This is a genomic window from Micromonospora sp. CA-263727, assembly GCF_050942455.1.
Classification (GTDB): Bacteria; Actinomycetota; Actinomycetes; order Mycobacteriales; family Micromonosporaceae; genus Micromonospora.
In genome coordinates this window covers 1,247,173-1,259,990 of sequence record NZ_CP192031.1, presented here as the reverse complement: position 1 = coordinate 1,259,990, position 12,818 = coordinate 1,247,173, and the positions used below count along the sequence as shown (strand labels likewise).

Here is a 12,818-nt window from a genome sequence, read left to right as displayed (position 1 = left end):
GAGCCAAACCAGCCCTGCTCGGGCGAGGAGCGAACCTGCAAGCCCCGCAATCCGAGCCAACCAACCCCGCTCGGGCGAGAGGTGAACCTGCGAGCCCCGCGATCTGTGGCGGGAGGTCGGCGGTGGAGGTCAGCCGACGGTGGCGGTCTTCAGCCAGGACAGGGCCGCCTTGTGGTACGCGACGGCAAACTCGAGGGCGCTCGCGTCGTACGCGTCGCCTTCCTTCTTGGCGTTCTTGACCTGCTCACGGACCCGGGCCAGGGCCTCGGTGTGGTATTCGTTGGCTGCGGCCTGAAGGCTCTTGAGCTGGGTCGGAGAGTGCAGTTGCCCGAAGGCGATGCGCAGGGCGATCGGGTTGCGGATGGTGTCCCGCCCCGGGTCCTCGGCGAGCCAGCGGGAAAAAGTCCGCTTTCCGGCGGCGGTGATCCCGTACGGCTGACTCATCCGCGGCCCCGGCTTGCCCAGCCGGACGAAGCCCCGCTCGGCCAGCACCGGCAACTCCCGGTAGACCTGGCTGCGAGTCATCGACCAGTACGGCGCCAGTCGGCGCTCGGCGGCGGCCATCAACTGGCCACCTGTCATGGGACCCTCATGGAGCAGCCCGAGTAGGGCCGCCGCCGTAGGGTTGACTCCGGATTCCGCCATGCCCCTCACGCTGCCACTTTGCTGGGCCGGCGTCCAGGATTTCACGGTTTCGCCACCCATTGGGGTTTCCTATGTGCACTGTCGGCGCGCGACGGTCCACCAGCGCCGTCGCCCCGACACCCCGTTAGGAGGGGACCCCTCCTATACACCAGGCGTTAATAGGGGGCCCCTCCTTACATCTCAGTGCATGTGGGGGTAGGTGTGGGTGGTGGGGGGGACGAAGGTCTCCTTGAGCGTGCGGGGGGACATCCAGCGGACCAGGTTGTGCCAGGAACCGGCCTTGTCGTTGGTGCCGCTGGCCCGGGCGCCGCCGAAGGGCTGCTGACCGACCACCGCGCCGGTGGGCTTGTCGTTGATGTAGAAGTTGCCGGCGGCGTACCGCATCTTCTCGGCCACCGCGTCGACCACCCGGCGGTCGGTGGCGAAAATCGACCCGGTCAGCGCGTACGGGGCGATCGACTCGGCCTGGCTGACCACCTCGTCGAAGCGGGCGTCGTCGAAGACGTGCACGCCGAGGATCGGCCCGAAGTACTCGGTGGTGAAGGTCTCGTGGGCGGGGTCGTCGCACTCGAAGATCGTCGGCCGGACGAACCAGCCGACCGAGTCGTCGGCGGTGCCGCCGGCGATGATCCGGCAGCTGTCGTCGGTCGAGATCAGCTCCAGCGCGGCGGTGTGCCGGGAGAACGCCTTGTCGTCGATGACCGCGCCGCCGAAGTTGCGGAAGTCGGTGACGTCGCCGTAGGCCAGCCCGTCGGCGGTGGCGGCCAGCCGGTCGCGCAGGCCGCCCGCCCAGAGCGACCGTGGCACGTACGCCCGGGAGGCCGCCGAGCACTTCTGGCCCTGGTACTCGAAGGCGCCCCGGATCAGCGCGGTGTGCAGGGCGTCGACGTCGGCGCTGGTGTGTGCCACCACGAAGTCCTTGCCGCCGGTCTCACCGACCAGCCTCGGGTAGCCCCGGTAGGCCGCGATGTTCTCCCCGACGGTGCGCCACAGGTGCTGGAAGACCTTGGTGGAGCCGGTGAAGTGGATGCCGGCCAGGTCCGGGTCGGCCAGCACCACGTCGGAGACCTCCTCGCCCCGCCCGGTGACCATGTTGATCACGCCGGGCGGCAGGCCGGCCGCCTCGAAGAGCCGCATGGTGAAGTGCGCCGCGAACTGCTGCGTCGGGCCCGGCTTCCAGACCACCGTGTTGCCGAGCAGGGCCGGCGCCGAGGGCAGGTTGCCGGCGATCGCGGTGAAGTTGAACGGGGTGATCGCGTAGACGAAGCCCTCCAGCGGCCGGTGGTCGAAGCGGTTCCACACCCCGGGCGAGGAGATCGGCTGCTCGGCCAGGAGCCGGCGGGCGAAGTGCACGTTGAACCGGAGGAAGTCGATGAACTCGCAGGCCGAGTCGATCTCGGCCTGCACGACGGTCTTCGACTGGCCGAGCATGGTGGCCGCGTTGAGGGTGTCCCGCCACGGGCCGGCGAGCAGTTCGGCGGCGCGCAGGAAGATCGCGGCCCGCTCCTCGAAGGGCAGTGCCCGCCAGCCCGGTGCGGCCTGCTTGGCCGCGCTGACCGCGGCCCGGGCGTCGTCGTGGGTGGCGTGCCCGGTGACCCCGAGCACGTGGGCGCGCCGGTGCGGCTGCACCACCTGGATCGGCGCGCCGCCGGCCATCCGCTGCTCGCCGGCGATGGTCATCGGCAGGTCGATCCGCTCGGCGGCCAGCTCGGCGAGTCGCCGCTGGAGCCGTTCGGCGTCGGTGCTGCCCGGCTCGTAGGTGTGCACCGGCTCGTTGTGTGGCTCGGGTACGGAGAACACGGCGTCCATCAGGGCTCCTGGCGATCTCGACAGCGGTGGCGAAACCGGCCCCGACACGGCGGGGCCTCGCCCAATCCTCCCACGCCCACCGGTGGTCGATCACACCCTGGCCGGCAAGGGTGCCGTTGATCAGGAGGCATCCACCCGCGTCCGGGACGGATTCGTATTCAGGAGTCCCGCCTGACCGAAGGAAGGCAGGCCCGGCCGGCGGCGAGCGGGGTTCGGGCTCCGGCACCGGGTGGCCGCGTACGCTGGGTTGCCGGTGACGTACCCGGGCCAGGTCGTCGGCCCGGCGGCGAAGGGAAGACGATGAGCAACCAGCCCGGCGGGTCGACCGCCGCGCAGCCTGACCGGCCGGAGACCACCGCTCCGGCCGACCGGACGGCGGCCACCGCGCCAGCCGACCGGACGGGTACCGCCACCGACGCAGCGGGCGACGACGCCACGCCCCCGATCCCGGCCGGCACCACCTCGCCGGACCCGGGCCCGGCCGGCGCCGACGCGGGTGCCCCGGCGCGCGCCCCGGGCGCCCTGCCGCTGGCGCTGCTGGCGGTGGGCTGGCTGGCCGCGATGCTCTGGTCCACCCGGGAGGCGATCAACTCGGCCACCGCCGGGGTCACCGCCGTCAGCCTGTCGGCCTTCGCGCTGCCCGGCGTGATCTCGGCCGCGCTGGTGACCGGTGCCGCGGTGGGGCTGGCGGCCGGCGAGGCGGTCACCCGCCGACGCGACGGGGTGACGCTGCGATTCGCGGTGGCGGTCGGCGCCGGCCTGCTGGTCGGGCTCGGCGCCGCGCTCGCGATCGACCTCAGCTACGCCGACAACACCACCACTCGCACGATCGCCGGCACCACCGCCGCCGCGGCCATCATCGGTGGGGCGCTGGCCGGTGCCCGCACCGGCGCGGTGATCGGTGCGGTGGCCTCCGCCGCGCTGGGCACGTTGCTCTTCGTCGTGGCCTTCAGCGTGGCCCGGGACCCGCTCTTCGACCTCTTCGGCGCCGGCGACAGCCAGCAGTCGCTGGTCAGCGCGGCCACCTGGGTCTCCCGCACCGAGTCGCTGCTCGCCGGGCTGGTCGCCGGCGGGCTGGCCTTCGGCTATCTCACCTGGGCGCGACGGCGGGCCGCCCGCAGCGGTGCCAGCGGGCTGCGCTGGCCGGCGTACCTCGTCGCCGGTGCCGGCCCGGGGCTCCTGCTCCTGCTCACCGAGGTGATCATCCGGGTCGGTGGGCGTTCGCTGATCGACCTGGCCGCGGCGCTGAGCGAGGCGGACGCGGTGGCGCAGACCTCGATGGGCACCTCGCGGGTCGACAACGGCATCTGGGTGCTCTTCGTCGGCGCGTTGACCGCGCTGGTCACCTTCGGCCGCACCCTCGGCCCGGCCCGCGACGACGACGCCGAGCCGGCCACCGCAGACGAACCGGCCACCGGCACCACCGCCCGCTGACCAGGACTGGCCAGAGCGGCGCGATCAGCTCCGGCCGGGGGCAACGCGGCCGGGCACGACGCGGTCAACTCTGCCCGGGGGCGGCGCGGTCAACTCTGCCCGGAAGCGGCGCGCAGCAGCGACTCCAGTTCGCTCGGGTCGTACCACTCCAGTTCGTGGTCCTCGGCACCGTCGACGGTGAACTGGGCGTCCGGGTCGCCGGCCAACGCCTCCACCACCACGTTCGCGGCGGCGGCCACGTCCGGCATGGCCTCCGCGCCGTCCACGTGGATGGCGGCCACGGCACTGGCCGGCACCGCCTCGCGCAGCTCCAGCACGCTGGAGCCCAGTTCCCCGTCGCCCCGGCCGAGCGCGGCGGCGGGCAGGTCCGCCGAGACCACCACCCGTCGGCGTGGCGCGCCGGGGTCGTGGCGAATCAGTTGCAGGGCGTCCTGGGCGGCCCTGGTGAAGGCGACGTACTCCAGCTCCTCCTCGTCGCCCTCGGCGTACCACTCGCGCAGTGTCGGGGTCACCGCGTGCGCCTGCGCTGCGGCGAGGCCGTGCTCTGGCAGCCTGGCCAGCATCGGCACGGTTGCCGGCACGTACACCCGGACAAGCTCGTGGGTCACCGTTGGTCTCCTCCGCTCCGCTGGCCGCCGACGCCGCCGGCCGGGCGCACGCCGTACGCCGTGACCGTCATACACCCGGCACCCGTCCCGGTGGAAGTTCCGGCGGCGGACCGGTGTGTCCGATGCGCCAGTCGACCGCGCCTGGCCAGCCCCGGTAGGTTACGCCGGAAGGGTCCAGCAATGGCAAACTGAGGCAAACGACGCCAACCCGGGGAGCTTTCGTGGAGCCGAGGTTCCTGCTCCTGTCCGACGTGGCCGCCGAGCTGAACGTGTCGGACTCGCAGGTCTACCACATGGTGCGCAGTGGCGAACTGCCCGCGATCAAGATCGGTGGGCGGGGTCAGTGGCGGGTGGAACGCGCCCGACTGGAGGAATACATCCAGCACAAGTACGCGGAGACCGCCGAGTGGGTACGCGGCAACCCGCTGACCGAGCGCGACCCCGAGTAGCCGCCCGACCCCACCCAGCCATTGACCACAAGCTCTGCCATGGCCGAGAATGAACCCTATCGGAGGCAAACGAAAGCAAACAAAGAGATTGATGGCCAACACGAGCATCAACGGTCAGCACGAGGAGTGAGGGGCAGCGCGATGACCGACCCCCGGCGGCCCGGACCGGCCCGTCCACCCGTGCGGCTACGGCCTGCGCCCGCGTTCGACCTGCCTTTCCTCGATGAGAGCGCGGCCGGCTGGCCCGGTCCGGGCGATGGTCAGCTCGCCCTCGACCTCTTCACCGTCCAGCACTGGCCCATCCCGCGCGAGCCCGACCGGCCACCCGCCCGGCGCAGCGCAGGGCGGCCGGTGCCCGTCCGGCCGGGCCACGACCCGGTCCGGCAGCTGCCGCCCGGTGCCCTGGCCACCGCCACCCCGGCGGCCACCCGCGTCGCCCACCGTTTCGTCGCCAGCTGCCTTGAGGTGTTCAACGGCTTCCGGCCGCCGGTGCAGCTCCGGCGTCAACTCGATCCGGCCCGGTCCGCGCAGCTGCTGCCCGAGCTGGCCCGGGCCACCGCCCGTAACAGCCCGACGCGTCGCCGCTCGACCCGCCCCGGCCTCCGGCTGCGCCGGCTCCGCGTCTGCGAGCCTCGCCCCGCCGCCATCGAGGCCGCGGCGGTGCTCAGTGGCACCGCCGGCAGCAGCTGGGCGATGGCGCTGCGCCTGGAACACCGGCGCGGCAACTGGCTCTGTACCGACCTACGCGTCCTCTGAGCCTGAGGCCCCACCCGCCAGGTCCGCCTTGGCCCGGACGCGCCGGAGCCGTGGTCACTGAGGACCACGGCTCCGTCAGATCGTCACGGTGAGCGCCTGGACCGGTCGGCTACCGGCCCGGCCTCGGTCAGCTGGCCGAGGTGCCGCCCGGTGCGCCGTGGCAGCGCTTGTACTTGCGGCCCGAGCCGCAGGGGCACGGCGCGTTGCGGGACGGGCCGTTGCTGGCGCTCGCCTGCCCCGGGGCCGCCGATTGACGGGCGGTGGTCGACGCGACACCCGGGCCACGCAGGCCGCTGGCCGGCCGCTGGGGCGCGGTCGGGGCAGTCCGCCCCGGGCCCGTCGGCTCCGGGCTGCCGATGCCGAGCGCCGGGGCACGCTGGTCGTCGCGCTGCACGGCGACCCCACCGGCACCCGCCTCGCCGTCGATGGTCGGCGCGGAGTACTGCAACCCCTGCTGCTGCGGCGCACGACCCAGGCCCTTGGCCCGGATCTCCACCGGCTTGTCCAGCAGCTGGACCTCCTCGGCCTCGGGCTCAGGCTCGTTGACCTGCACGTCGAGGTTGTAGAGGAAGCCGACCGTCTCCTCCTTGATGCCGTCCATCATGGTGGTGAACATGGCGAAGCCCTCGCGCTGGTATTCCACCACCGGGTCGCGCTGGGCGTACGCCCGCAGCGTGATGCCCTCCTGGAGGTAGTCCATCTCGTAGAGGTGCTCACGCCACTTGCGGTCGATGACCTGGAGCAGCACCATCCGCTCCAGCTGTCGGGTGCCCTCGGCGCCGAGCTGCTCCTCACGCCGGTCGTACGCGGCGTTCGCGTCCTCCTTGAGCTGGGCGACCAGGAAGTCGGCGTCGATGCTGGCGCGCGAACCGCCGGCCTCCTCCTCCAGGTCCTCGACGGTGACGCCCACCGGGTAGAGCTGCTTGAGGTTGGACCAGAGCTGGTCGAGATCCCAGTCCTCGGCGTAGCCCTCGGTGGTGGCCCCCCGCACGTACGCCTCGACCACGTCGTCGATCATGTTGCGGACCTGGTCGGAGAGGTCCTCGCCGTTGAGTACCCGCAGCCGCTCGGCGTAGATCACCTGGCGCTGCTTGTTCATGACCTCGTCGTACTTGAGGACGTTCTTGCGGATCTCGGCGTTCTGTCCCTCGATCTGGGCCTGCGCGCCCTTGATCTGGCGGGTGACCATCTTCGACTCGATGGGCACGTCCTCGGGGATGTTGAAGCGCTCCATCACCGCCTCGACCGCACCGGAGCGGAACCGCTTCATCAGGTCGTCCTGCAGGGACAGGTAGAACCGCGACTCGCCCGGGTCGCCCTGCCGGCCGGAGCGGCCCCGCAGCTGGTTGTCGATCCGCCGGGACTCGTGCCGCTCGGTGCCCAGCACGTAGAGCCCGCCGGCACCGGCCACCTCCTCGGCCTCGGCGTCGCAGGCCTGCTTCCACTTCGGCAGGACCTCTTCGAGGGCCTTGTCGTACTCCTCGGCGTTCTCCAGCGGGTCGAGGCCACGTTGGTGCAGCTCGCTCGCGGCGAGGAACTCGGCGTTGCCGCCGAGCAGGATGTCGGTGCCCCGGCCGGCCATGTTGGTGGCCACCGTGACCGCGCCCTTCCGGCCGGCCTGGGCGACGATCTCCGCTTCGCGGGCGTGGAACTTCGCGTTCAGCACCGAGTGCGGGATGCCCCGGCGGCGCAGCAACTGGGACAGGATCTCGGAGTTCTCCACCGAGACGGTGCCGACCAGCACCGGCTGCCCGGCCTGGTGCCGCTCGGCGATGTCCTCGATGACCGCGTTGAACTTGGCCTTCTCGGTCTTGTAGATGACGTCGGCCCGGTCCTGGCGGACCATCGGCCGGTGGGTCGGGATGGTCACCACCCCGACCTTGTAGACCTTGTTGAACTCGCCCGCCTCGGTCTGGGCCGTACCGGTCATGCCGGAGAGCTTGTCGTAGAGGCGGAAGTAGTTCTGGAGGGTGATGGTGGCCAGCGTCTGGTTCTCCTGCTTGATCTCCACCCCCTCCTTGGCCTCGATCGCCTGGTGCATGCCCTCGTTGTAGCGGCGGCCGTGCAGGATGCGGCCGGTGAACTCGTCGACGATCAGGACCTCGCCGTCGTTGACGATGTAGTCCTTGTCGCGCTTGTACAGCTCCTTGGCCTTGATCGCGTTGTTCAGGTAGCCGACCAGCGGAGTGTTCACCGACTCGTAGAGGTTGTCGATGCCGAGCCGGTCCTCGACCTTGGCCACGCCGCGCTCGGTGACCGCGATGGTGCGCTTGGAGTAGTCGACCTCGTAGTCGCCCTCGCCGTCCTTGCCTGACTGGAGACGGGCCACCACGGCGGCGAACTCGCCGTACCAGCGGGCGGAGTGCTCCGCCGGGCCGGAGATGATCAGCGGGGTCCGCGCCTCGTCGATCAGGATGGAGTCGACCTCGTCGACCACCGCGAAGTTGTGGCCGCGCTGGACCAACTCCTCCTTCGACCAGGCCATGTTGTCGCGCAGGTAGTCGAAGCCGAACTCGTTGTTCGTGCCGTAGGTGATGTCGCACTCGTACGCGGCCCGGTGCTCGGTGGCGGGCCGGTTGGGCAGCACCACGCCGATGGTCAGCCCGAGGAACTCGTGTACCCGCCCCATCCAGGCGGCGTCACGCTGGGCCAGGTAGTCGTTGACCGTGACCACGTGCACGCCCTTGCCGGAGAGCGCGTTGAGGTAGACCGGCATCACCGAGGTCAGGGTCTTGCCCTCACCGGTCTTCATCTCGGCGATGTTGCCGAAGTGCAGCGCCGCGCCGCCCATCACCTGGACGTCGTACGGCCGCTGGCCGAGCACCCGCGCCGCCGCCTCGCGGCAGACCGCGAACGCCTCGGGCAACAGGTCGTCCAGGGTCTCGCCCTCGGCGAGCCGTTCCCTGAACTGGTCGGTCATGCCACGCAGCTCGTCGTCGGTGAGGTTGACGTAGTCGTCCTCGATCGAGTTGACGGCGGCGGCGATCGCCTTCAGCCGGCGAACCATGCGCCCTTCGCCCGCGCGGAGGACCTTTTCCAGAATCGACACGGATCAACGCTCCCCTAGACAGTCTCGAACCATCGTAGGCGTTCCACCGGGCCGATGGTCACTGGTGACGGTGCTCCGTGACCGCGAAACCGACATAACACGCGCGAGGTCCCACCTGCGCCCCGCTTTTCCGGTTACGCCGTGGGCGAACGATCCGGCACGATGGATCGAATGGAGCCCGTGGAGATCATCGAGGACGGCCTGGTGTTGCGCCCCTGGCGAGACGGCGACGCCGACCCGGTGTACCGCGCCTGCCAGGATCCGGACATCCAGCGCTGGACCAGCGTGCCGAGCCCGTACCTGCCCGAACACGCGCGGCGGTTCGTCGCCGACCGGGCGCGGCAGTGGGAGCTTGACCTTGGTGCGCCCTTCGCGGTGTGTGACGCCGCCACCGGCGAGCTGCTCGGCGCCTGCGGCCTGAACACCGTCGACCGCCACCACGAACTCAGCGAAATCGGGTACTGGACCGCGCCGTGGGCGCGCGGACAGGGGGTCGCCGTGCGGGCCGTCCGGGCCGTGGCCCGGTGGTCCTTCGAGGAACTGAAGCTGCGGCGGCTGCTCTGGGGAGCCATGGCCGGGAACCACGCCTCCCGGCTGGTCGCCCTCCGGGCCGGTTTCCGGATCGGGGGACGGCTGCGCGCCGCCGACCCGGAGCACGGCACCTACGAGTGGTTCGGCTCGCTGCTGCCCGGCGACGTGCCGGCCGCCGGCGACTTCGGGCCGGCCGGCCCGGGCACGATGGAGGCCCGCCGGGCCGCCCTCTTCGGCCGGCCGCAGCCCATCCTCTTCGCCACCGCCGGGCAACACGAGCTGCGCCTGCGCCCGCTGGAGGAACGCGACCTCGACGCGGTGGTGACGACCTGCCAGGATCCGGACACGCTGCGCTGGACCACCGTCCCGGAGAACTACGACCGGATCCAGGCCGAATCGTTCCTGACCCTCTGCCGGGACGGCTGGGCCGGCGGCACCGCCGCCAGCTTCGTGATCGCCGACCCGGGTGACCGCTACGCCGGCATGGTCGACCTGCGGCTGTCGGCCACCGATCCGCTGCTGGCCGATGTCGGTTTCATGACCGCGCCGCACGCCCGCGGCCGGGGCTACCAGCCGGCGGCGCTGACCGCGGTGACCGCCTGGGGCTTCGCCGCGCTCGGGCTGGCCCGGATCGAATGGCAGGCCAACGTCGGCAACGTCGCCTCCCGCCGGGTCGCCGAGAAGGCCGGCTTCACCGTCGAGGGCACGGCCCGGGGCGGGCTCAACCACCGGGGCGCCCGGGTCGACGCCTGGGTCGGCGCACTGCTCGCCGAGGATCTGGCATGACCCCGCCGACGATCGAGGCGGACGGCTTGCGGCTGCGACCGTTCCGCCTGGCCGACATCGCCGACGTCGCCGCCAGCTGCGCCGACCCGCTGGTCCAGCGCTACCTCGACAGCCTGCCCAGCCCGTACACCGAGGCCGACGCCCGGCACTGGGTCACCACGGGCGCGCCGGCGGCGTTCACCGCTGGCGGCGCCGCGTACGCCGTCGCCGACCGGGCCACCGACCGGCTGCTCGGCGCGGTCGGGCTGAGTCACCCGGTGCCGCAGCGCGGCCAGGCCGAGATCGGCTACTGGATCGCGTCGTGGGCGCGCGGCCGGGGCGTGGCCACCGCGGCCACCCGGGCGCTTTCCGAACACGCCTTCGCCACCGGCACCGCCCGGCTGGAGCTGCTCGCCCACGTCGAGAACGCGGCCAGCCAGCGGGTCGCGCTGGCCGCCGGGTTCCGACCCGAGGGGGTACGCCGCTCGGCCGGCCGGTCCGCCGACGGCAGCCGGCGAGACCTGACGGTGTGGGTGCGCCTCGCCGACGACCCGCCCGGACCCTCCCCACGCCCGCTGCCGGACCTGCCCGGCGGTCGGCTCACCGACGGCGTGGTGATCCTGCGCCGGCTCGCCCCGTCCGACGGCGACGAGATGTACCGCCTGCACACCGACCCGGAGGTGGTGGCCAGCCGGGTACCGCCCGAGCCGCCCACCCGGGACGAGGTCGACCGACGCGGTCGCGGCGCGGAGAGCCAGTGGCTGGTCGGCACGGTCGCGACCATGACCATCCTGGACGCGGCGTCGGGGGCGGTCGCCGGGGGCTGTGCGCTGGTCCACGACCAGCCCGGCGGCCAGGCGATGCTCGGCTACAGCCTGCTGCCGCAGTGGCGCGGGCGCGGCTACGCGACCCGCAGCGTGCGGCTGCTCGCCCGGTGGGGTTTCGACCAGGTCGGACTGGCCCGGCTCTGGGCCGGCACCCTGCCGGAGAACGGGCCCTCCCAGCGGGTGCTGGAAAAGGCTGGCTTCCGGCGCGAAGGGCTGCTGCGCGGGCGGCTGCTTGGCCGGGCCGGCAGCCGGGCCGACTCGACCGTGTTCGGCCTGCTCCCCGGCGACCTGGCGCCCTGACCACTGCGGCTCGGGCGGGTCGTCGGCTCGGGTCGGAGCGGCCGACCCGAGCCGACATTGTCACATCAGATATCCAGCGAGATGATGCCGTAGTCGTAGGCGTGCCGCCGGTAGACGACACTCGGACGACCGGACTCCTTGTCGTGGAACAGGTAGAAGTCGTGGCCGACGAGTTCCATCTGGAACAGGGCGTCGTCGATGGTCATCGGCTCGGCGGAGTGCACCTTCTCCCGCGCGATGTGCCACGGCTGGTCGTCGTCGTACTCCTCCCGCGGTCGCTCGGCGACCGCGGTGGCGGTGCCGGCGTCCGCGGTCAGCGCGGGCAGGTCGGTCACCGGGAGGTCGGCGGTGGCGGCGGCGACCGAGAGCGGCGCGTGCCGACCGCGGTGGACCCGACGCCGGTCGGCGGCGCGACGCAGCCGGGCGTCGAGCTTGGCGATCGCCGTGTCCAGCGCGCTGTAGAAGTCGTCGGTGCACGCCTCTGCCCGGATCACCGGGCCACGGGAGAAGCAGGTTATCTCGACCCGCTGACAATGGTCGGCCTGGCGCGGATTGCGCTCGTGGAACAGCTCGACATCGACACGGATAAGCTTGTGGTCGTAGCGTTCGATCTTTGCGAGCTTGTCTGCTACGTGCACCCGGTAATGGTCCGGCACTTCGACGTTTCGGCCCTTGACCACGATGTCCACGTGACCTCCCTCTTTCGGACGGTCGTTGATCCGAGAACTCCGGTCGCACCGTCCCGGGGATGGCCCCACTCGGCGTCGACCGGTCAATACGGCTACGCCTCCTTTCACCGCCGGGGGTGGGTGGGATTGCCTTCCTACCCTCGACAGGCAAACGCTAACTCCTGTTTGCCCGGCCGTCACCCCCAGTCGCCAAGACCACCCGGGAATTTCCACAGCTCACACACGAAGGGGTGAAACGGAAACACATTCGGTCACCACGGGTGCCTTTTTTTCCGTTGCGGCCAGCACCGCCGCCACCGACGGCGACAGCCCGTGCACGGCGAGCACCCGACTCACCGCGGCCAGGGTGGCCCCGGTGGTGACGATGTCGTCCAGCAGCACCACGCACGATCCGTCGGGTGCCGGGCCGACGCCCGCCCGAACCCGGAACGCCGCCGTGGCCGCCGCCGCCCGCCCGGCGCTGTCCAGCGTGACCGAGTCCGGCCGCGCCGCCGCGCGTACCGGCCGGCTTGTCCGCACCGGCCAACCCGCCCGGCGTAGCCGCCGCGCGCAGTGCCGGGTCAGCCGGGCGAGGTGGTCGCCGTAGCGGGCCCGGGCCGCCTGCGGGGTGTCCGGCACCGGCACCAGCACCACCGGGCGCACCGAACCGACCGCCGCCGCCACCACCTCGGCCAGCAGGGCACCGAGCGGCCGGGCCAGGGCGTGCCGGCCGTGCTCCTTGTACGCCAGCAACGTCTCCCGCAGCGGCCCGCCGTACGGCCCCAACGCATGACAGGGTGGCAGCCCCGGTGGGGCCGGAACCGGCCGCACCGGCCCGGGGCGCAACACCCGCAGCGTGGCCACGCAGTCCGGGCACACCCCGTGCCGCAGCCCCGACCGGCGTTCCCGGCAGCCGGCGCACTCGGCGGGCAGCACCAGGTCGGCCAGGTCCGCCCACAGCCCGCCCAGCACGATGG

11 protein-coding genes are annotated in these 12,818 nt (G+C 72.2%); 5 read left to right on the top strand and 6 right to left on the bottom strand.

Features of this window, described 5'->3' with window-relative positions; genetic code table 11:
* Nucleotides 1-129 precede the first annotated feature (129 nt).
* Together ACQPYA_RS05845 and pruA are read right to left on the bottom strand one after the other, a co-directional pair.
* Nucleotides 130-645, bottom strand: a complete 516-nt coding sequence (locus tag ACQPYA_RS05845) for a PadR family transcriptional regulator (RefSeq protein ID WP_433531616.1) — start codon at nt 643-645, stop codon at nt 130-132.
* A 180-nt stretch (nt 646-825) separates the two neighbouring features.
* Nucleotides 826-2,454, bottom strand: a complete 1,629-nt coding sequence (gene pruA, locus ACQPYA_RS05840) for an L-glutamate gamma-semialdehyde dehydrogenase (RefSeq protein WP_433531615.1) — start codon at nt 2,452-2,454, stop codon at nt 826-828.
* Nucleotides 2,455-2,754: 300 nt separating this feature from the next.
* Here pruA and ACQPYA_RS05835 point away from each other — a divergent pair, with 300 nt between their 5' ends.
* A complete protein-coding gene (locus tag ACQPYA_RS05835) occupies nt 2,755-3,888 on the top strand; it encodes a hypothetical protein (protein ID WP_433531614.1) in 1,134 nt (377 codons plus the stop codon).
* Nucleotides 3,889-3,977: 89 nt separating this feature from the next.
* Here ACQPYA_RS05835 and ACQPYA_RS05830 read toward each other — a convergent pair whose 3' ends face one another.
* Entirely contained in the window at nt 3,978-4,496 is a 519-nt protein-coding gene (locus tag ACQPYA_RS05830; protein ID WP_433531613.1) for a DUF6912 family protein, read from the bottom strand.
* A 221-nt stretch (nt 4,497-4,717) separates the two neighbouring features.
* On the opposite strand from ACQPYA_RS05830, the gene ACQPYA_RS05825 reads away from it, so the two are divergent.
* Together ACQPYA_RS05825 and ACQPYA_RS05820 are read left to right on the top strand one after the other, a co-directional pair.
* Nucleotides 4,718-4,945 (top strand): helix-turn-helix transcriptional regulator, encoded by a 228-nt coding sequence (locus ACQPYA_RS05825; RefSeq protein ID WP_433531612.1) that lies wholly within the window; start codon nt 4,718-4,720, stop codon nt 4,943-4,945.
* 141 nt (nt 4,946-5,086) lie between these two features.
* Nucleotides 5,087-5,701 carry an Rv3235 family protein gene (locus ACQPYA_RS05820; RefSeq protein WP_433531611.1) on the top strand — a complete coding sequence of 205 codons (615 nt, stop codon included), beginning with the start codon at nt 5,087-5,089 and terminating at the stop codon, nt 5,699-5,701.
* Between the two features lie 127 nt (nt 5,702-5,828).
* Here ACQPYA_RS05820 and secA read toward each other — a convergent pair whose 3' ends face one another.
* Nucleotides 5,829-8,750, bottom strand: coding sequence for a preprotein translocase subunit SecA (gene secA, locus ACQPYA_RS05815; protein WP_433531610.1), 2,922 nt, complete (start codon nt 8,748-8,750; stop codon nt 5,829-5,831).
* Between the two features lie 171 nt (nt 8,751-8,921).
* On the opposite strand from secA, the gene ACQPYA_RS05810 reads away from it, so the two are divergent.
* Nucleotides 8,922-10,067, top strand: coding sequence for a GNAT family N-acetyltransferase (locus ACQPYA_RS05810; RefSeq protein ID WP_433531609.1), 1,146 nt, complete (start codon nt 8,922-8,924; stop codon nt 10,065-10,067).
* A complete protein-coding gene (locus ACQPYA_RS05805) occupies nt 10,064-11,173 on the top strand; it encodes a GNAT family N-acetyltransferase (RefSeq protein WP_433531608.1) in 1,110 nt (369 codons plus the stop codon). The genes ACQPYA_RS05810 and ACQPYA_RS05805 overlap by 4 nt, the downstream gene beginning before the upstream one ends.
* A gap of 65 nt (nt 11,174-11,238) precedes the next feature.
* Here the strand turns inward: ACQPYA_RS05805 and hpf are convergent, their stop codons facing one another.
* The gene (gene hpf, locus ACQPYA_RS05800) at nt 11,239-11,862 is read right to left on the bottom strand and encodes a ribosome hibernation-promoting factor, HPF/YfiA family (protein WP_433531607.1); all 624 of its coding nucleotides are present in this window, start codon (nt 11,860-11,862) and stop codon (nt 11,239-11,241) included.
* 216 nt (nt 11,863-12,078) lie between these two features.
* Entirely contained in the window at nt 12,079-12,813 is a 735-nt protein-coding gene (locus ACQPYA_RS05795) for a ComF family protein (RefSeq protein WP_433531606.1), read from the bottom strand.
* Nucleotides 12,814-12,818: the final 5 nt, after the last annotated feature.